This window comes from Pseudoalteromonas prydzensis, assembly GCF_011050055.1.
GTDB classification, from domain to species: Bacteria; Pseudomonadota; Gammaproteobacteria; order Enterobacterales; family Alteromonadaceae; genus Pseudoalteromonas; species Pseudoalteromonas prydzensis_A.
This window is the reverse complement of record NZ_DRGM01000110.1, coordinates 1-20,491: the sequence shown is the minus strand read 5'-3', so window position 1 is coordinate 20,491 and position 20,491 is coordinate 1. Positions and strand designations below refer to the sequence as shown.

The window sequence follows — 20,491 nt, the reverse complement described above, 5'->3', positions numbered from 1 at the left end:
GTAGTGTGATTAGTAATGTGAGAACCTGCCATGCAACGATTAATTTTAGAAAAGTTATTAAATTGGAAATCTAAACCAGCACGAAAACCATTATTAATTGATGGCGCTCGCCAAACTGGTAAAACTTATTTATTACAAACTCTGTTAGGCAGTACTTTTGCAAACGTGATTCGAATCGATTTTTTAGAATCCCCACAAATGAGCGAAGCGTTCGAGGACTCGTTATCACCCGATGACGTACTATCTAATATTGAGCTACTTACAGGAAAAACGTTTGACCCTAATACAGATCTACTGATCCTTGATGAAATAGGCGAGTGCCATCAATTAATAATGGTTTTCGTGCTGGTTTAGATTTCCAATTTAATAACTTTTCTAAAATTAATCGTTGCATGGCAGGTTCTCACATTACTAATCACACTACCAATTACACTTTATTACGCGAATAAAAGCAAGTTTTTACACTTTTACGCGCGAATAAATGCGTAAAATCACACTTTTATGCGCGTAAAAGTGTGGTTTTTCTGTGCCAATTAAGCACTACTTTTTTATTGCCGACGACGATTTGGTTTTATTGTAACCTCAACGCTGCCAACCAAGTCATGGTGATAGGGTTAACCAATAATAATCAAGGAGACCTAGGCCTCCTTGATTCTTGGTTATATTTTAATCCTAGCAACCTAGCAACCTAGCAACCTAGCTTCTAATTCCCAGGGCCACATTCCATACATTGATTAATGATGTCTGGGCCAAATTTAAGCTTGGCGTTTAAATCGCGCAGTGCGGTGCGCAGGCCTTCTTCTATCACCGGGTGATAAAAAGGCATGTCGAGCATTTGTGGTACGGTCATTTTGTTTTGTACCGCCCATGCCAGTAGGTGGGCGATATGCTCGGCTTGTGGGCCAATAAACTCAGCACCTAAAAATAACCCTGTGCCTTGCTCTGCGTATAAACGCATATGGCCTTTGTTTTTCAGCATTACGCGGCTGCGGCCTTGGTTTTCAAAGCTGACTTCACCAATTTCAAAACAACCACACTCACCAAAGCGGGCGGTTATTTGCTTGTATGTTTCACCCACCATGGCAATTTGCGGATCGCTAAACACCGCGGCAATCGCAGCGCGGCGCAGGCCATTACGCACATCCGGAAAACGCCCTGCGTTTTGCCCTGCAATGGTGCCTTGATCGCTTGCTTCGTGCAGCAGTGGCATCATATTACTGGCGTCACCTGCTATAAATATGTTTGAATCGCCACATTGCATAGTGTGTTTATCAGCGATTGGCACGCCGCGTTCATCAAGCTCAATGCCAGTGTTTTCAAGGCCGAGCTTGTCGGTGTTTGGCACCCGTCCGGTGGCGGCAAGTACGTAATCAAATTGTTCGCTTTGTTTGTTGCCGTTTTTGTCTACATAGCTAAGCTGGGCTTTATCGCCTACTTGTTGCATGTCAGAGACATTTGAATCGGTATCAACATAAAATTCTTCAGCAAATACGGTATTTGCGTAGTCTTTGACCACAGGGTCGGTAATAGGGCCAATGGCGCCACCGACACCAAATAGTTTTACCTTAACGCCTAAGCGATGCAGTGCTTGGCCAATTTCCAGGCCAATTACACCAGGGCCGAATACAGCGACTGACTCAGGCAAGTCTTGCCAATTGAAAACGTCATCATTAATGATCAGCCTGTCGCCAAAGTTATTAAATACGCCAGGGTAGGCAGGGCGAGAGCCAGTGGCAATTACAAAGCGCTTAGCGGTAATAATGGTGTGATCGTCAATTTGTATGCGGTTGGCATCTAAAAATTTTGCGTAACCATTGATTTTATCATCAGCGGGTAATTCATCTATGGCCTCTACTACAAAACCTGTAAAGCGGTCGCGTTCGCTGCGCACGCGTGCCATCACTTGTTTACCATCAATGCGTGGTTTGGAGCTGTGCACACCAAATGCTGGGGCGGCTGCAATTGCATGGGCTGCTTCTGCGGCGGCTATGAGTAATTTACTTGGCATACAACCGACACGCGCACAGGTTGTACCATATGGGCCTGCTTCAATCATTAGTACATTATTAGTGTGTTGTTTTGCATTGCGATAAGCGCTTAAACCTGCGGTGCCAGCACCTATTACAACAACGTCTGTTTGCAGTTCTTTCATAGTGTTGCTCCAGAATACCAATTTTATTAATCAATTGGTTTTTAAATAAGTTAATAAAATGGGTATAAAAAAGGGGCTAAAAAGCCCCTGTATTTAATTGCATGGGGTTTAAATATTAAGCAAAGTATTTTTCTAAATCGTCAGAGCCACCAATGTGCTTACCGCCAATAAATACTTGTGGTACGGTTTCACGGCCTGAAATTGCTTTTAGGCTAGTCAGTGATGCGCCAGCACCCATAGTGATCTCTTCGTACACTAGGCCTTTTTCTTCTAATAACGCTTTGGCTTTTTTACAGAAAGGGCAGCCTGGTTTGGTAAATAAGCTGACCGCTTCTGGTTTAACTTGTTTAGGGTTGATGTAATCAAGCATAGTGTCTGCATCTGATACTTCAAACGGGTCGCCTGGTAAATCCGGTTCGATGAACATTTTTTCTACTACGCCATCCTTAACCAGCATAGAGTATCTCCAGCTGCGTTTACCAAAACCTAAATCGTTTTTATCAACTAACATGCCCATGCCGTCAGTGAATTCGCCGTTACCATCTGGTAACAAGGTAATGTTTTGTGCTTCTTGATGCTCAGCCCACGCATTCATAACAAAGGTATCGTTTACTGATACACAAACAATGTCATCAACGCCATTTTGTTTCAGTACGCCCGCTAACTCGTTGTAGCGCGGTAAGTGTGTTGATGAACAGGTTGGTGTAAATGCGCCTGGTAGTGAAAACACCACCACAGTTTTACCTTTAAAAATGTCATCGGTAGTGATTGATTTCCATTCGTCGTTTTGACGCGTTGCAAATGTAACCTGTGGAATTGTTTGACCTTCAATATTGTTTAACATGTTTTTTAGTTCCTCTTGATTTGTTGATAGCCATTATGTCGTGAAAGTTACAATAGCTCCAATCGTTTGTTTATATTAGTATGATAGGTATTACCGATTAATTGTGAGTTTGCAATGAATTTAAAAGATCTTGAATACGTAAAAGCGATTGCGCACTTTAAGCATTTTCGTAAAGCCGCCGATGCATGTTTTGTCAGTCAACCGACTCTCAGTGGCCAAGTAAAAAAATTAGAACAAGAGTTAGGAGTGACATTATTTGACCGTTCTACTAAGCAAGTTACTTTAACGGCTCAAGGCGAACGTTTGTTGACACAAATAAAAGTGATTTTAGAGCAAACCCAAATATTAAAAGAGCTAGCGGCAACATCGAGTGCGCCACTTCAGGGTAAAGTAACAATAGGCATTATTCCAACGATTGCACCGTATTTATTACCCACCTTACTCACCTCGATGAAAGAAGCGTTTGCTGATAGCCAATTTGCTTTTGTTGAGATGCAAACCGCGACTATATTAACCGCGTTGGATAACGGTGAGTTAGATATTGCTATCTTAGCAGATGTGCCTGAACTTAAGCTTTATCATACAGTTAATTTATACAAAGAAGATTTTTTGGTGGCAATGTCAAACCAAAATAGCCTTGCAAAACGCAGCAAAATAGCGCTTGAGGAGTTACAAGAATGCAGTTTATTGATGCTCAGCGATGGTCATTGTTTTAAAGACCAAGCCCAGCAATTTTGTTTTGCCGCAGGAGTGGATGTATCAAATCAGTATCAAGGTAACAGCCTCGAAACCTTATTAGCATTGGTGGCGATGGACGATGGAGTAACCTTTGTGCCTAAGCTTGCCTGTATTGCACGAGCAGGAATTAGCTATTTACCAATTTTTCCTACTCAGCAGCGCAATGTGGTGCTTGCGTGTCGTAAACATTACCCGCATTTAGCGGGTATTGAGGTGCTAGCTCATTGGCTTGCTGAGCATCCAAGTTTACGCCAGCAATTAACTAAGGCTCTAAATTAGTCAGCTCTACTACATCATTGATTTGAATATTAGGCAGAGGTTGTTGGTCAATACTAACGGCAACCGCACTTTGTTGATATACCTGCTCGACTTGTATTTGGTTGAGCGTGGTGATCAGATGTGGCAGTTTATTTCCCGCCGCATCCGTTAAATAGTTATGATGTGCAATATTTAAACGTTGGCCTTTTTCTATACCATGCGCTTTGCCTAAATTAATAATTAGCTTATTGTTTTCAATATGTAAAATTTTCCCTTGGCTTTCAAGGCAAGCCATTGCGGCTTGTAAGTCGTAACTAACGGTTTGGTTGATGTCGGCTATATTTTGGCCGTAATCTGAACTCCAAAATTTTTCACTGTATACATCGATAATGGCTGTTTTTTCAAATGGCCAAATCGCTTGGCTGCGATAACTTTTTTGCCATAGTCGTTCATACGTGGTGCCATCAAATAAAGCGAAATCGACCTTGTACGAACGTTGATAGGTTTCGTCTTGCCAAAATGCATAGCTGTTATTGAGTTTATCGCTGTTAGAAATATCAACAATTTGGCTTAGTAGCACATATTGAGAATTACTACGATTCGATATCTCTTCCAATAGGGCATTGCTATAGTCGTACTGCTGATTAAAAAATTCGCTCACCCGGATCGGAAAATTAAAATAGGCGGTTGGTTTAGCGTTCATCGCCGATTGACTTAATGTTTTATACAGCGCTTCGCTAGTGGCTTTATCAATGTCAAAAATTTGACCCATGCGAGCTTGCTCGCGATTATTTAATTGTGTTTGGGTGATTGCAACAAATTTAGTAAATTGATTTGCAGGGCAGTGCTCTTGTTGTGGGAAGATATCTAAGCGTAAAGTGATAGCAAATTGGTTGGCTGTTCGATCTTCACTGATCATCTCTATTTTTTGAATTTCACCATGGCTGTTTATTTTTAATTGATCTTGGGTTAACACCCCATCGACTAAGGTTTGCATGGAGCTTACGCGTGCGCCCGAAAACACTAACGCTTGGGTGATGGCATCTTTGATGGCCGCAGATTTAGCGCCACTAATGTCATCATTTTTAATACTGGCGTGGCCAGTCGATTCATACCATTGCGCAATTGTATTGGGAGAAAAAAGACTCATGCCCAGCCAACTTGTGGCGATTACTACTGTTGATAAAATGTGCTTCATTACCCAAACCCCATGACCATACATTTGCTATTAGCAGTGATAAAGCAAGGACTGTACCAATTGTTTTAGTGCGGCGTTTAAAACTAGCAAACGAGTTAATTATGGCATTGATTGTGCATTAACTTAAAAATTAATGACCCGTTTAAAGCGTGAGAGAAGCCATGCGTATTGTGATTTCAATTTGTATACTAGTAAGTTTAGGTTTAGCTGGCTGTAGCAGTATTTTTGATAAACATGTTGAGTATAAGTATATAGAGCCGGATAACTACCCAATTTTAAAAGCTGTAGGTTATGCGCCAATTAGCGCACAGCCGGGTGATAATCAATCACAACGCTCGTTAATGGCAATAAAAGCATCAAAACTTGAAGCGTACCGAGAACTTGCAGAGCAAGTCTATGGGCAAAAGATTACCGCAGGAACTACAGTGCAAGGCAGTATTGCGCAAAACGATCGATTACAAAGCCAAGTACAAGGGATTATCAAAGGCGCGCAAGTGATTAAAAGCTACGCGGTAGGTGATACCTACGCCACAGAGTTACAGCTTGATATGAAACGTGTGCATGATTTATACATAGGCGAAATAAAACCACGTGAAGTAAAAAAAGTGACCTATTATTAGAGCCTAGTAACGAATACATTGGTTGTTATTGAGCTCCAATCAGCAACAAAAAAATGACTAAAATATCTCACTGTTAACGCTTCAGTGCTATGCTTTATTTACTGTTTTTTATTGAATAAAGCTTGTGACAAGAAAAAGTTTAACGCGTTTTTTAGTGATCTACTCAAGGCTGCCTCTGTGAGCGCTTTTCGCTCTGGTTGTGTATCTTTGAGTAAATGGCGTAATCGCCCGTTACTGCATTTTTTGCTGTTTTTAATATTCGCAACCACGCTCGTGTGTGCTGATCGCTTACCCATCCAATTTAATACCTTTTTAGAAAAAATGAACCAACAGTTTGGGCCTACACGTGTGGTGGTTGCTCGCAATTGGCAAACGATGTTAGTCCAGTCACAAAATAAAACCGAACAACAAAAAATTTTAATCGTAAACGACTTTTTTGCTCGCAATCTACGCTATCGCACTGATATACAACTTTGGCAACAAAATGACTACTGGGCAACGCCTCTCGAAACCTTAGGTAAAGGCTTAGGTGACTGCGAAGATTACGCCATTGCTAAATATATTAGCTTGCGCGCATTAGGGATAGCTGACAGTAAATTACGACTGATCTATGTTAAAGCGCAAATTGGCGGTCCAAATTCAACACAAACACAAGCGCATATGGTACTGGGGTATTTTGTTACCCCCAATGCACAGCCGCTAATTTTAGATAGTTTAATTACCAAAGTACTGCCCGCAGCTAAACGCACTGATCTCAGTCCTGTTTTCAGTTTTAATAGCCAAGGTCTTTGGGCGAATAATTCAACGCAGAGTGTGGCAAACCCTACAGCACGGTTATCTCGCTGGCGTAATATCATTGAGCAGACGAAGTTAGAAGGAGTTATGTGGTGATGAGCTTTATTTCCTTGTTTAAACGTAACAAAAGTATCACTTTGCGGCAAGAGCTATGGTTGGCAATTTTAGCGGTGATCATTATTGGTTTTGTCAGTAGTGTGCTTATTAGTACGTATTCAGCCAAACACTATTTTACTTCTCAGTTGTATTTAAAAAATATCGACAATGCCAATGGCTTAGCTTTAATGCTTAGTCAGCTACATAAAGATCCTGTTGAACTCGAAATACTGATTTCAGCTACTTTTGATACAGGCCATTATCAACGTATTGAATTACAAAATCCGCAGGGTGAGGCGATCATAAAAAGAGTTTTTAGTGGCGAATTTGATACCACGGCACCAGTGTGGTTTCATCATTTTTATCAGTTGCAAGTGATGCCTGGGGTTGCGCAAGTGAGCGATGGTTGGCAACAATTTGGTACTTTATATGTAGAAAGTCACACTCAATATACAGAGCAAGCATTATGGGCAAGCACCGTTCGCTTGTTTTTTAGTTTCTTTGTGGTAGCTATATTTGCATGTATCGCAAGCGCTTATATTTTAAGGAAAATATTGCGTCCTCTCGATGATGTTGTACAGCAAGCTAATGCGCTTGGCGATAAACGTTTTATTAAATCTAACGTGCCCAAGACTTACGAGTTTGCCCGTTTAGTAACGTCGATGAATTTATTATCAACGCGCTTTAGTCGCATAATTAAAGAAGATAAACGGCGCTTAGAGGAGTTTCGTTTTAAAAGTCAGCATGATGCGTTGACTGGATTGGCGAATCGAGAATACTTTATCGCCACCTTAGAATCTCATTTACAGCAATCACGAGAGCAAGCACACGGCGGATTGTTTTTATTTCGAATTGTCAATCTTGATCAAATAAGTGAACAAGTTAACCGCGTTGAGATGGTGGATTTTTTACGTCGATTTACGCAAACGTTAGTGGCTTTTTTAGAAACTAACGAAGACCGTTTCTCAGAGAATCATATTGCTCGTTTATCACATGCCGATTTTGCTGTGTTAGTGAGCGACACTGATGACCTTGAAAGTTTAAGTGCGCAAGTATTCAAGCTACATCAAACGTTATTAGCTGATTATAGTCAAATTAACTTAGCTATTCCGCATGCCTGTAGTTATATAGAGCGTGAAGATAGTCGCTTTACACTATTAAAGCGGGTTGATAACTTATTAAAAGTGGCGCTCACACAACCGCAAATGCAAGCTCAAGTGAATAACAATAAACAGCGCAACGAGTTATTTAGCGATGCTGAAAGTTGGCGCGAAGCGATAGAGCATGCTTTAGATACCAATGCGCTTGATGTTCTGCTTTATCCTGTTACCTCCTTTTCTGGTAAGCTGTTGCAAAATCAACTCAGTTTAAGCTTATTACTCAATGGAGAGCTGTATCGCAGTGGCTACTATTATCAATGGGCGCAGCGGCTGAAATTACTTGCTCGCTTAGATTGGGGGCTGATCAAGTATTTAGTCCAAGTGTTTGAGCAGCGTGACGATTTAAATCTTATCTCGGTAGAGTTATCACGGGAAACATTACTTGATGATAGCGCCGTGGCTGCGATCCTTACCTATTTATTGGCCTTTCCAAAATTAGCTAAGCATATTTGTTTTGATGTGCGTGAAAGTATCGCGGTTTCAGAGTTTGCGCTATTTAAAGGTTTTTGTATTCAAGTAAAGAGTATGGGCGCGAAAGTAGCGTTGAAAAGGGTTGGCTCTGCTTTTACCAAAATAGATAAAATTCATGAGCTAGGCCTTGAAATGATTAAAGTAGATAGCGTCTATGGACACAACATTAGTTATAGCCAAGACAATCAGACCTTTTTAAGGGGGATCTGCTCGCTTGCTCATTCAATAGGGATCACAGTGATTGCCGAGGGAGTAAAAAACCCTGAAGATCAGACTACTCTACAAGCGTTAGGATTTGATGGTTTTGTATCGCAACCAGTTGATGACGAAAAACAGGAACAAGTAATTGAATAACATACAGTTCGGTGTTTTTTACGGGGGGAAACTGTGTGGGATAAACCCGAGCCTACGGGCGTGGAGCTATAATTTATCTGGTAGCGATTTTACATCGCGTCAGGTGACTTAATGTTTAACTGCCTTTCACTGCTAGCATTAGTTGCATGCGATCACGGACTTTGAGCTTATTAAATATTGAGCTCATATGTTCTTTAACTGTGCGTTCGGTAATACTTAATTGTTTTGCCACAACCTTATTACTGGCACCGGTGACCACGATATCAACCACTTGGCGCTCGCGCTTGGTTAATAGCGTTAGATCACAAGGGTGTTGGTAGGTAATAGGTTGTTTTGATAATACACCCACTAAGTTCGATAACAACTGCCCCGGCAGCCAGATGCCGCCACGTATTACTGTTTCTGCAACTTGCTCTATAATCACCTGATTTGCAAATGCTTCAACATAACCGCGAGCACCCATTTGCAGTGCAGCGCAAAGCTCGGCCATATTCAGCTCTTTGGTCATAACAATCACTGGAATGCGGCTTTTACTGTGTTTTTGCACTATATTCAGCCAATCAGGACTGCCCGCTAAGATCCATAAAATGGTGTCGGCGGTAATGTTGTTAGGCTGTTTATTACTAATTTCACATTCAGGGTAGGCTGCTTGCCAATGCGGTGAAATAAGTTCAGCTTCGGTGATAAATACACTTTGGCGCATTATTGTTCCATATAAACGTGCGAATAATGTTAATTAACGCTCTGTCATTGCTAATGATGTTGCTCGTAATACAGGTTTAAGTAAGTACTCCAACACGGTTTTTTTGCCGGTGATAATATCAACCTGGGTAGTCATACCGGGAATAATTGTCAGGTTATCGGCAAATTGATTTTTGTTGGTTTTAAGCTGCACTAAATAAAAAGTGTTATCGCGCTCATCAGTAATGGTATCGGCGCTAATTTGGATAACCTCAGCGCTTAAACCGCCGTAAATAGCAAAATCGTAGGCACTAAATTTGATCATCGCGGCTTGCCCTGGCCGTAAAAAGGCAATATCTTTGGGTGGTATTTTGGCCTCGACTATTAGTTGGTCATCCAGCGGTATAATCTCTAATACATCACTACCTGGCTGTAAAATTCCCCCCACAGTATTGACCATAAGGCGTTGTACTGTGCCATTAACAGGAGAACGGATCTCAGTTTGGGTGACTTTATCGGCTAAACCGGATTCGGTTTCTTTGATAGCATCTAAGCGCAGTCGTGCTTCTGACAGTTCGTTATTCCAGCGATTGATCATCGATAATTCAACTTCGGTCACTTTGTTTTTTGCTTCATTGATGGCAGCGAGACTACGGTTAATCACAGCCCTAGAACGGTTTATTTCACCATTTAAGTCAACAGCTTGGCGCTCTAAACGAATGATGTCGATATCAGATACCGCGCCAGAGCGCAGTAGCGGGCGAGTAACGTGTAGCTCGCGATTTATTAGCCGTAATGCATCGGTATGTTGTTGCAGGGCTGCTTGAGCTTCAATATGATCTTGGCGGCGCTGCTCTAATTGGCGCTTATGAATGGCAACTTGTTGCTCAAGCTCTTGGTTATTACTGCTGTAAAGCGCTTGTTCGTGCATGACGACTCCCGGCGCATTAGTGGTGAGTTTAGTTTCAAAAATTAGTGGTTGTTTTTTAGTTAGCGCTTCAAGACGCGCTACTTTGGCACTGAGTGACAGCACTTTCGATTGGTTTTCTCGAAAGCTAGAAATATACCGAGTAGGATCAATTTTTATCAGTACATCACCCGTGTTAACCACTTGTCCTTCACGGACATTAATTTGTTCGACCATGCCGCCGTCGTAAGATTGAATAAGCTGCAGTTTATTTGACGGGATCACGCGTCCTTCACCACGAGCGACTTCATCCAAGTTGGCAAACGCAGACCAGATGAATAACAACCCCATACTGAGACAAATTAAATACAGTAGGAACCGTGCACTGGCTGGCTGCTGTTGCATTTTTTCCCATTGTGCATCGACCACCCAATCTTGGCTATTAGGTGGGCTGAGCCAGCCTTTAAATAAGTTATTAAACAGTGATGGTTGTTGCTCTTTGCTCACCTCTATGGCGCGACCTACTGATTCAAATGAGCGTTGCTCTAAAGTGAGTTTATTTTTACTCATGAGGCACGCTCCGCCACCGTTTGGTTATGCAAAGATGCGATGACGCGCGCTTTTGGGCCATCGGCAATGATTTTGCCATTATCAAGTACAATAATGCGATCAACTAGCTCCAGCAAGGATGTTCGGTGAGTTATCACCAGCAAGGTTTTATCTTGGCTGTGTTGTTTTAAATTGGCGATAATTTTAGCTTCGCTATTATGATCCAATGCCGAGGTTGGTTCATCAAGAACCAGTATCGGCGGGTCATTGATCAAGGCTCGCGCTATGCCAACCGCTTGACGTTGGCCACCAGAGAGTAATCGGCCTTGTTCGCCAACTTGCAGATCAAAGCCATCGGGGTGAGAATTTATAAGCTCGAATAATTGGCTGCGTTCACAAGCACTAATAATTTGCTCATCTTTGGCGTGCCATGCACTTAAGGTGATGTTGTCTTTAAGGGTGCCAAAAAAGAGCGAGATAGTTTGCGGGACATAACCAATATTATGGCGTAATTCTGCTGGGTCTATTTGATGAATATCTGTGTTATCAATTAAAATTGATCCTGAACTTGGCTCATGTAATCCTAAAATTAGTTTCTCTAAGGTACTTTTTCCTGAGCCATTACGCCCTAAAATAGCGACTTTTTCACCGGCTTGAATTTTGAAAGAGACCCCAGATAATGCTTCGTTACTTTCATCGGAGTATTTAAAATGCACGTTGTGAAATTCTATATCGCCACGTAATACGGGGTGACTTAACCAATGTTTACCTGCTGGGCGCTCAACTTCTTTTGCCATGATTTCATTAAGCGAGTGCATTGCAATGGCGGCATGGTGAAATTGTGCCAGTACCGCAGCGGATTGGCCGATTGGCCCCATGGTACGTGAAGACAATAAATAGGCGGCGATCAAGCCACCTTGGGTTAAATCACCAGCGATCACTAAGTGTACGCCAATCATCATTATAATCACGCCAACACACTGTTGCAGCCACGTCGCTGAATTGGCAATGGAGCCAGAAATGAGCCGGCTTTGTGCATTAACGCGGGCAATATAAATTGTTGATTTTTCCCATGTTGCTTGAGTTTTACATTCACTGTGAAAGCTTTTTACATCTTCGATATTGGTCAGGCTTTCGACCAAAATGGCATTGCGCATCGAGCTGGCTTTCATTGTTTGTTCTGATAGTGCTTCTAATTTACGGTGGGCGGCTAAGGCATAGCAGAGCAGCAGCAGTGCTCCGACAATAATAGGGATAGTAAGCTGTACACCTATGATTGCAATCACTGTGAGGTATAAAAGTACAAAAGGTAAATCGACCAAGGCGATAAGCGTTATAGAGCTGAAAAAACTGCGTACCGCTTCAAATGATTGAATATTACTGGCGAATGATCCTGCTGCTGCTGGGCGGTTTTTTAATTGCATACCGAGTACTCGCTCCATTATCACCGCAGAAACTTTTACATCGATGCGACTGGCAGCCAGCTCGACAAAATAGCTGCGCACTAATCTCAGAGCAAAGTCAGCAGTCAGCGCTATTAATACGCCAATGGCTAATACCCATAAGGTTTCTACGGCTTGATTTGGAACTACTCGGTCATACACGTTCATTACAAACAAGGGCATCGCAATTGACAGTACGCCCAGTGCAATGGCTGAAATTATTACGTCTTTATATAAGGGGCGACACTCTTTAATAACTCCCCAAAACCAACCATCTTTAGATAACTTTTGCAGTACTGGCGAGCGTGCATCAAAGGTGAACTCTGGGCGTGTATAAATAATAATGTCAGTCGGGTTTTGACTTAGATCTACAACATTCAAGGTCACTGCCGAGTCACTAAGTTCAGGGTAAATAACCTCAACTGTTTGCGTGAGTGGGTCCAGTGCAGTTATTACACAGGCTTGATTATTCTCAAGCAATAAAATTGCGGGTAATAAGGCGGTATTGATTTTCAATAATTGCTTATTGACAACTTTAGTTTTAAAGCCAATACGCTTTGCTGCCCTTGAAAAACCAGAAGGGGTAAGGTTACCTTGCTCAAGAGGCAGCCCGTTAAGCAAGGTTTCACGGGAAAATTCTCGGTCATGGTAGTGGCATAATATTGCTAGGCAATCTACTAATACTCCACCATGACTGATTACATCATCTATTTCCATATAACTTCCAATGTTACATATTAAGTTTTACTGCTAAACGTTAGTAACCTGATGCAACAATACTATTGCCCGTATTTGTGTCTGTTATTACAGCCTCAATACGTCTATTGGCGGCATTCGCGCGCACAGATATTTCATTGATCCTTGGCTTATCAACTCCGTAGCCAAGTGATTTAACCCGTCTAGGTAACACACCGTATTGTTGAATTAATATTTCGGCGACTGAGAATGCGCGTTTTTCCGAGAGTTTTTTGTTGTAAAGAGCGGGCCCTTCTAGTGACGCATGCCCCTGTATTTCCACATTTTTAGATGGGTGAGATTGCAAAAAGTCAGCAAGACGAGCGATTTCTTGCAAATACTCAGGGCGCACTACACTGGAGTCAGCCGCAAACGGAATACCGATTTCTACATTACTGGTATTGCTGTTGTATTTTGTACAGCCTTTATCATCTACTTCGGTGAAAGTAGGCGTTGATGGGCAGTCATCCTGTTCGTTAGCAACACCGTCATTATCATCATCGTTAAATGTACTTAGCGCGGGTGCATTGAGATAGCTTGGCATTGCTGTGACTGTCATGTAGGCGCTATCTCGTTGGGCCTTTTTTTGCAAGAACTCCTGGCGATTGATCGTGGCTGCCACGTCGTATTTAGGACAAATAAACTCGGCATTGTGGGCGATTGGATCATCAGTTAGTTCTGTAATTTTCGGAAATTTGTCAGAGCTAACATTTAAGGTCGGCAGTAGTTTGCCCATTTCCGCGAGCATAGTGAGTATTGCACCTTGACGATCGTAAAGTGCTGCAGTGTATGAGCGGTTAGATTGAAACGATTCGTTTTCGGCATCGAGTACGTCTAATAACGTACGTTGGCCAATATCAAATTGATCTTTGTAGGCTATTTTCACTTTGTCAGATGAACGGCGGTGTTGATCTAACGAAGGTAGTTTACTTTCAAGTACTTTTACATTGTTATAAGCAACTTGCAGGTTCTGGCGGATTTCAATACAAGATTGATCGCGTTGGAATTTTGCAATATTAACTTCTTGGTATGCTTGATCAAGATTGGCACTATCTAAACCACCATTGTATAAGTTGTATCGTACATCAATGCCAACTCTGGCTTCAGTTCTGGTTTCATTAAAGCCAAGTTCATCGCGATCTTGGGAGCCATATCGAGCCGATAAATCAACCTTTGGATGAAAGGCGGATTTCTGTGATTGCGCATTAGCTTGCTGCGCTTCAATGTTATATAAAGAGGCATAAAAATTAGGGCTGTTTTTATATGCAATATCAAGCGCTTGGTTAATTGAAATCGGAATACTGTCTTCATTTAATTTTGCTGCCACGCTACCTTGCTGAGGAAGTTCGCCGACTATGCGTAAGTAGCGGGCGCTGACATCATGGAGGTTTGCGTATTCAGTCATTACATTTGATTGTGCAAGTGATAGACGGCCGCTGATCTGTTCAAGGTCGGCAGCTCTAGCAACTCCAGCACCCACGCTTTGTTCAATTTGTTGATAAACCGATTCATGCTCTTGAAGGTTTTTTTGTGCCAGCTCAACTAAGGTGGTGAACTTTTGTACATCAAGGTAGGCAACGCTTGCTTGCAGGGCTATTTGCTCTGCTTGGGAGAGCATTTCAAAATAGCGAATAAGTTGAATTCGCTCAAAGCGTTTAACAGCATTAGATGTTTGGAAACCGTCATAGAGCATTTGTCGTAATGTTAACTCTGCGGTATTGCGGTTATATTCATCTTCTATACCATAGTTGCGTTTTTCATAGCCTGCACTGATCGATGCATCGAGGGTCGGTAAATACCCAGATTGTGCTGCGTCAATGCCATAAACAGATGCTTTAAAAGCATGCCAAGCTTGCTGAACTTCAGGGTTGCTAGCAATTGCTTTGTCGGCTACATAAGTTAAAGGCATGATCGAAGTTTGTTCTGCATAAAGATTGGGGGTAAATCCATTTGCAGCTAAAACCAAACCAATTAGAGTTGTTAATCTAGTACCGGTAAAGTTAGTTTTCTTAGCCATTTCGTCCTCTTAGATCCAAATTTATGGGTAATTAAATTTAGTTTTAGACAAGGAAATTGATTAGTGCAAATATAAGTTACTCCTAGCATAAAAATTAATTTTCACCAGTCTTCTAAGTTTTTAGTATTAATCTGTAGTGTTACTACCTGTACTTTAGTCCAGTATCCTTTTGGCTGTGGTGTCCTAAATTTGAGTAATACAAAGGTATAACTCTTGATTAAAGGTAGCAAAATGGACGCAAATCAATTACTGATCATAGACATTCAAGGCTCAGCTGGGATCGTTTTAGAAGATGGTTCAATTAAGGCGTTGTCATTGGGAGATACAATTACCGTTGGCGATATTGTAATCACCGCTGCTAATTCGTCATTATTAATTGATGTTAAAGGTATATCACTTGCTATTCCTGCTAATCAGCGAGTGCAAATTACCCCCGATCTTGTTGCCGAGACTACACGGGATAGTTCTGAAACCACAATTTTTGATGATAGTATCGATGATGCCATTGCCAGTTTAAATCAACCCAATAGTGCAGATGAGGCATCATCTTCTCCTTTAAATGAAGATGTCAGTGATTTTTTGAGTGCCCTTGAAAGTGGCGGTGATTTATTGGATACATTAGAAGCCACTGCCGCTGGTGGTAATGCTGCAACTGGTTCCGGTGGCGGTACTTCTTTTGTGGAACTTGCACGTATCGCTGAGGGTATTGATCCAAGTAGTTTATCTTTTGATGATAGCTTTACAGCTAACAATGATGACATTTTTTCTCTTCGTGATACGACCGATGGGGTGGTGCCCGAAACCGCGTTAATTGGTAGTTTAACGTTAAATGACATTGGCCTAATTAATAATCCACAACCAGTTATTTCCGGCACATCGACTAACTTAGTCGGAGAAACAGTATTAATTACCATCACTGATGCATTGGATAATGTACAAACCATAGCTGTGATTGTGCAACCCGATGGCACGTTTACTTCGCCAGCAATTGAGCCATTACCGGATGGCCCAATCGTTGTTGATGTAACAGTAATTGGTCCAGATGGTGAGCCAGTTTCAGATACTATTACAGCAGATATAGATACCACTGCGCCTGTTATAAGTATTGCTACGTTAACTGATTCAGCTTCGCCAGTGGTCACAATCACCGGCTCTGTTGTCGGTTTAGATGCAGGCGATGATGTGACGCTTACTGTGACTGATAGCGCCGGTCAAGTGCAAACATTTGTAACGCAGGTTGATCAACAAGGTAATTGGAGTATTACAACGGCAGCATTAGCTGAGGGCCCATATAATGTACAAGCCAACGCTGTTGATGCTGCTGGTAATGAAGGCAATGCAGAAGCGACGGCGGTTATAGATTTAACAGCACCTGTAATTGCGATTGATGCAATTGCTGATACCAATGATACGACTCCGACATTGACCGGATCGGCCAATGGTGTGGCGACGGGCACACTCGTATCAATAACTGTTGTAGCGAGTAATGGTGCAACACAAACATTAACAGCGACAGTGACGGCGGATGGTAGTTGGTCTGCAGAGGTTACAGATCCGCTTGTAGAAGGCGAGTTTACAGTAACCGCAACCGTGGCTGATAGTGCTGGTAATACTGCCAGTGATAGCGAAGTTGGTGTAGTAGATATAACAGCGCCGACAATTACTATTAATACACTTGGCGAAAGCAACGATACAACACCGACCATTAGTGGAACTACGCTGGGTGTGAATGCGGGCACGACAGTGACCTTAGTGATCACCGATAGTAATGGCGATCAGCAAACAATAATAGCTGTCACTGACGCGGCTGGTAATTGGCAAGTTGACCCTAGTATTGCGTTAGCAGAAGGCGATTACACTGTTACGGCAAGTGTTAGCGATGAGGCAGGTAATCAGGCGAGCGATACAAGCGTTGGCTTAATTGATGTAACCGCTCCGCTGATCAGTTTAGATACATTAGCGAATTCGGCTGATGATACGCCAACTATTTCAGGTCAGGTTCAAGGTGTTGCCAGTGGCACCTTGGTGTCTATTGTTGTGGTTGATGCCAATGGTGCGCAACAAATATTCACAACACAAACTTTGATTGATGGCAGTTTTGCGGTTGAAGTGCCAAGCAGTTTAGCCCAAGGCCAATATTCAGTTGTTGCAACGGTTGTTGATACGGCTGGTAATCAAGCATCAGACAGCACAACAGGGTTGATTGATCTTAGTTTATTATCAATAACTATTAATATTGTTGGTGAAACAAATGACACGACTCCAGAGCTTACAGGGAGTACGTTAAATGCAGCTGCTGGCGATCAAGTACAAGTCGTTATTACGGATATCAATGGGCAAACCGAAACATTAGTAACAACGGTCGATGCAAATGGTAATTGGACTGTTACGCCATCACAGGATTTAGCCGAAGGCGAGTTTAGTGTTACGGCGGTGGTTACGGATAGTTTTGGTAATACAGCAAATGCAGCTATTACAGGTATTGTTGATATTACTGCACCGACAATAATAATAGATACTGTGGGTGATATTAATGACAGTACGCCAGTTATTGCTGGGAGCACTCAAGGTGCGTCGTTAGGCAGTATTGTTTCAATTGTTGTCACAGATTCGCAAAACAATAGTCAAACTTACACAGCTTCAACTGATGCCAATGGCAATTGGTCCTTTGATGTGACTACTCCCGTTGCGGCAGGTGAGTTTACTGTTACAGCATCAGTAACTGATGCTGCAGGTAACACAGGAACAGATACTGAGATAGGTACTTTTAATAATACAAGCCCTGTCTTAACTCTCGATTTTGATCAATTAACCAGTGATAACACACCATTAATTAGTGGTACTAGTGACACCGATGCAGGTAGTGTAGTTACTGTTTTAGTAACTGATAGTAGCGGAAATACGCAAACCTTATTAGCTGTTGTAGGCGCTGATGGTAGTTGGTCTATTAGTCCTGATAACGCATTACCAGATGGCAATTTTACCGTTACAGCAAGCGTGGCAGATACATTTGGTAATCAAAGTACAGTGTCAGATAGCGGGGTTATTGACGCAACAGCACCGACTTTAACTATCGATAACTTAGGCACGGTGAATGACACCACACCGATCATCAGCGGCCAAACAAATGAGCCTGCGGGCAGCGTAGTGAACTTAGTTGTTAATGATGGTGTCACTTCACAAAACTTGACCGCGATAGTAAATGGGGATGGCAGTTGGTCAGTCGAAGTGCCTAATGTATTGCAGAACGGCACTATTGATGTTATTGCGAACATCACTGATGCTGCCGGCAATCAAGCAACTGCTTCTAGTAGCTTTATTTTAAATGATAATGCGCCAAGTATTAGTATTGATACGATTGATGATAGCAACGATGTTACACCTATGATCAGTGGCACATCTGATGCTCCCGACGGCGCAATCATTACCGTTATAATTACCGATAGCAATAATAATAGCCAAACGCTTACTACAACTGTCACCGCAGGCATATGGAGTGTTGAAGCGCAAAATACAGTTGCCGAAGGTGAATACACTGTTGATGCAAGCGTCACAGTGGATGGTCTAACAAGTGAGGCACAAGCAACAGGCATCATTGATACTCAAGCGCCAACGGTTGATATCAACCCGTTAGCAGATAGCAACGACAGCACCCCAAGCATCACCGGTAGCAGTGATGAAATTGGTGGTATTGTGAGTGTCATCGTCACCGATGCGAATGGCGATGTGCAAAGCTTAACCGCCACTGTGTTGGCTGATGGTACTTGGTCGGTGGATGTACCGACTCCGCTTGCAGAAGGCGCTTTTGTTGTTGATGCTAGCGTCACCGATGCCGCCGGCAATACCGCTAGCGACACAGAAAATGGCGGGGTGATCGATACTCAAGCGCCGACGGTTGATATTGATCCGTTAGCAGATGGCAACGACAGCACGCCTACCATCACCGGTAGCAGTGATGAAATTGGCGGGCTAGTGAGTATTACGGTAACGGATGCCAATGGCGATATACAAACCTTGACGGCAACTGTACTTGCAGATGGCAGTTGGTCGGTGGATGTACCGACTCCGCTTGCAGAAGGCGCATTCCAAGTGGATGCCAGCGTCACCGATGCTGCAGGCAATACTGCGTTTGATACAGAAAACGGCGGAGTGATCGATACTCTTGCACCGACGGTTGATATTGATCCGTTAGCAGATAGCAACGACAGCACGCCTACCATCAGCGGCAGCAGTGATGAAATTGGCGGGCTGGTGAGTATTACAGTCACCGATGCCAATGGCGATGTACAAACCTTAACCGCCACCGTGCTTGCAGATGGCACTTGGTCGGTGGATGTACCGACTCCGCTTGCAGAAGGCGCATTCCAAGTGGATGCCAGCGTCACCGATGCTGCAGGCAATACTGCGTCTGATACAGAAAACGGCGGAGTGATTGACACCCTTGCCCCAATCTTTGATATTGATCCGCTGGCTGCGACGAACGACACCACCCCAACTATCACCGGTAGCAGTGATGAAATTGGCGGGCTGGTGAGCATTACAGTCACCGATGCGAATGGTGATATACAAAGCTTAATGGCGACAGTACTTGCAGATGGTACTTGGTCGGTGGATGTACCGACACCGCTTGCAGAAGGTGCGTTTATTGTTGATGCCAGCGTCACCGATGCTGCAGGCAATACTGCGTCTGATACAGAAAACGGCGGGGTGATTGACACCCAAGCGCCAATCTTTGATATTGATCCGTTAGCAGATAGCAACGACAGCACCCCAACTATCACCGGTAGCAGTGATGAAATTGGCGGGCTGGTGAGCATTACGGTCACCGATGCCAATGGCGATGTACAAACCTTAACCGCCACCGTGCTGGCTGATGGCACTTGGTCGGTGGATGTACCGACTCCGCTTGCAGAAGGCGCTTTTGTTGTTGATGCTAGTGTCATCGATGCCGCAGGCAATACTGCGTCTGATACAGAAAACGGCGGGGTGATCGACACCCTTGCCCCAATCTTTGATATTGATCCGTTGGCTGCGACGAACGATAGCACGCCAACTATTACCGGTAGCAGTGATGAAATTGGTGGGTTAGTGAGTGTTATCGTCACCGATGCCAATGGCGATATACAAAGTTTAACGGCGACAGTACTTGCAGATGGCACTTGGTCGGTGGATGTACCGACCTCGCTTGCAGAAGGCGCTTTTGTTGTTGATGCCAGCGTCACCGATGCCGCCGGTAATACCGCGTCTGATACAGAAAACGGCGGAGTGATCGATACTCTTGCACCAACCTTTGATATTGATCCGTTGGCTGCGACGAACGACAGCACCCCAACTATCACTGGCAGCAGTGATGAAATAGGTGGGTTGGTGAGCATTACAGTCACCGATGCCAATGGTGATATACAAACCTTAACGGCGACAGTACTTGCAGATGGCAGTTGGTCGGTGGATGTACCGACTCCGCTTGCAGAAGG

Annotated in this window: 12 protein-coding genes and 1 pseudogene; 6 read left to right on the top strand and 7 right to left on the bottom strand. The window is 43.1% G+C overall.

Annotation, left to right across the window (positions count from 1 at the left end):
• Positions 1–30: 30 nt before the first annotated feature.
• A pseudogene (locus tag ENH88_RS10090) lies at positions 31–333 on the top strand (AAA family ATPase); the annotation flags it as partial.
• 370 nt (positions 334–703) lie between these two features.
• Here the strand turns inward: ENH88_RS10090 and ENH88_RS10085 are convergent.
• Entirely contained in the window at positions 704–2,152 is a 1,449-nt protein-coding gene (locus tag ENH88_RS10085) for a dihydrolipoyl dehydrogenase (RefSeq protein WP_304182136.1), read from the bottom strand.
• 115 nt (positions 2,153–2,267) lie between these two features.
• Complete coding sequence (locus ENH88_RS10080) at positions 2,268–2,996, bottom strand: glutathione peroxidase (RefSeq protein ID WP_304182135.1); 729 nt, start codon at positions 2,994–2,996, stop codon at positions 2,268–2,270.
• 114 nt (positions 2,997–3,110) lie between these two features.
• Between ENH88_RS10080 and ENH88_RS10075 the strand changes: the two genes are divergently transcribed.
• On the top strand, positions 3,111–4,013 hold the full coding sequence (locus tag ENH88_RS10075; RefSeq protein ID WP_304182134.1) for a LysR substrate-binding domain-containing protein: 903 nt from the start codon (positions 3,111–3,113) through the stop codon (positions 4,011–4,013).
• Here the strand turns inward: ENH88_RS10075 and ENH88_RS10070 are convergent.
• Entirely contained in the window at positions 3,997–5,190 is a 1,194-nt protein-coding gene (locus tag ENH88_RS10070) for a flagellar assembly protein FlgT (RefSeq protein WP_304182133.1), read from the bottom strand. The two genes, ENH88_RS10075 and ENH88_RS10070, sit on opposite strands and share 17 nt — an antisense overlap.
• Before the next feature lie 161 nt (positions 5,191–5,351).
• Here ENH88_RS10070 and ENH88_RS10065 point away from each other — a divergent pair, with 161 nt between their 5' ends.
• The 3 genes from ENH88_RS10065 to ENH88_RS10055 all read left to right on the top strand — a co-directional run bounded on the left by ENH88_RS10065 (position 5,352) and on the right by ENH88_RS10055 (position 8,686).
• Positions 5,352–5,810 carry an LPP20 family lipoprotein gene (locus ENH88_RS10065; RefSeq protein WP_304182132.1) on the top strand — a complete coding sequence of 153 codons (459 nt, stop codon included), beginning with the start codon at positions 5,352–5,354 and terminating at the stop codon, positions 5,808–5,810.
• 177 nt (positions 5,811–5,987) lie between these two features.
• The gene (locus tag ENH88_RS10060) at positions 5,988–6,701 is read left to right on the top strand and encodes a transglutaminase-like cysteine peptidase (protein ID WP_304182131.1); all 714 of its coding nucleotides are present in this window, start codon (positions 5,988–5,990) and stop codon (positions 6,699–6,701) included.
• Entirely contained in the window at positions 6,701–8,686 is a 1,986-nt protein-coding gene (locus ENH88_RS10055) for a bifunctional diguanylate cyclase/phosphodiesterase (protein WP_304182130.1), read from the top strand. The genes ENH88_RS10060 and ENH88_RS10055 overlap by 1 nt, the downstream gene beginning before the upstream one ends.
• Positions 8,687–8,801: 115 nt before the next feature.
• Here ENH88_RS10055 and ENH88_RS10050 read toward each other — a convergent pair whose 3' ends face one another.
• From ENH88_RS10050 to ENH88_RS10035, 4 genes are read right to left on the bottom strand one after another with little or no spacing between them, the layout of a single operon-like run.
• Positions 8,802–9,389 carry a response regulator transcription factor gene (locus ENH88_RS10050; RefSeq protein ID WP_304182129.1) on the bottom strand — a complete coding sequence of 196 codons (588 nt, stop codon included), beginning with the start codon at positions 9,387–9,389 and terminating at the stop codon, positions 8,802–8,804.
• A gap of 33 nt (positions 9,390–9,422) precedes the next feature.
• Positions 9,423–10,844: an HlyD family type I secretion periplasmic adaptor subunit gene (locus tag ENH88_RS10045; protein ID WP_304182128.1), complete on the bottom strand. Its 1,422-nt coding sequence runs from the start codon at positions 10,842–10,844 to the stop codon at positions 9,423–9,425.
• Positions 10,841–12,982, bottom strand: a complete 2,142-nt coding sequence (locus ENH88_RS10040; protein ID WP_304182127.1) for a type I secretion system permease/ATPase — start codon at positions 12,980–12,982, stop codon at positions 10,841–10,843. Before ENH88_RS10040 ends, ENH88_RS10045 begins: the two co-directional genes overlap by 4 nt.
• Positions 12,983–13,022: 40 nt before the next feature.
• Positions 13,023–15,017: a TolC family outer membrane protein gene (locus ENH88_RS10035; protein ID WP_304182126.1), complete on the bottom strand. Its 1,995-nt coding sequence runs from the start codon at positions 15,015–15,017 to the stop codon at positions 13,023–13,025.
• A gap of 231 nt (positions 15,018–15,248) precedes the next feature.
• Between ENH88_RS10035 and ENH88_RS10030 the strand changes: the two genes are divergently transcribed.
• A partial coding sequence (locus ENH88_RS10030) for a beta strand repeat-containing protein (RefSeq protein WP_304182125.1) occupies positions 15,249–20,491 on the top strand: 5,243 nt, incomplete at its 3' end.

Coding starts and splice junctions, on each gene's coding strand:
- ENH88_RS10080 (WP_304182135.1), bottom strand. CDS start 2,996: ATGTTAAACAATATTGAAGGTCAAACAATTCCACAGGTTACATTTGCA.
- ENH88_RS10055 (WP_304182130.1), top strand. CDS start 6,701: ATGAGCTTTATTTCCTTGTTTAAACGTAACAAAAGTATCACTTTGCGG.
- ENH88_RS10065 (WP_304182132.1), top strand. CDS start 5,352: ATGCGTATTGTGATTTCAATTTGTATACTAGTAAGTTTAGGTTTAGCT.
- ENH88_RS10040 (WP_304182127.1), bottom strand. CDS start 12,982: ATGGAAATAGATGATGTAATCAGTCATGGTGGAGTATTAGTAGATTGC.
- ENH88_RS10035 (WP_304182126.1), bottom strand. CDS start 15,017: ATGGCTAAGAAAACTAACTTTACCGGTACTAGATTAACAACTCTAATT.
- ENH88_RS10085 (WP_304182136.1), bottom strand. CDS start 2,152: ATGAAAGAACTGCAAACAGACGTTGTTGTAATAGGTGCTGGCACCGCA.
- ENH88_RS10050 (WP_304182129.1), bottom strand. CDS start 9,389: ATGCGCCAAAGTGTATTTATCACCGAAGCTGAACTTATTTCACCGCAT.
- ENH88_RS10070 (WP_304182133.1), bottom strand. CDS start 5,190: ATGAAGCACATTTTATCAACAGTAGTAATCGCCACAAGTTGGCTGGGC.
- ENH88_RS10045 (WP_304182128.1), bottom strand. CDS start 10,844: ATGAGTAAAAATAAACTCACTTTAGAGCAACGCTCATTTGAATCAGTA.
- ENH88_RS10075 (WP_304182134.1), top strand. CDS start 3,111: ATGAATTTAAAAGATCTTGAATACGTAAAAGCGATTGCGCACTTTAAG.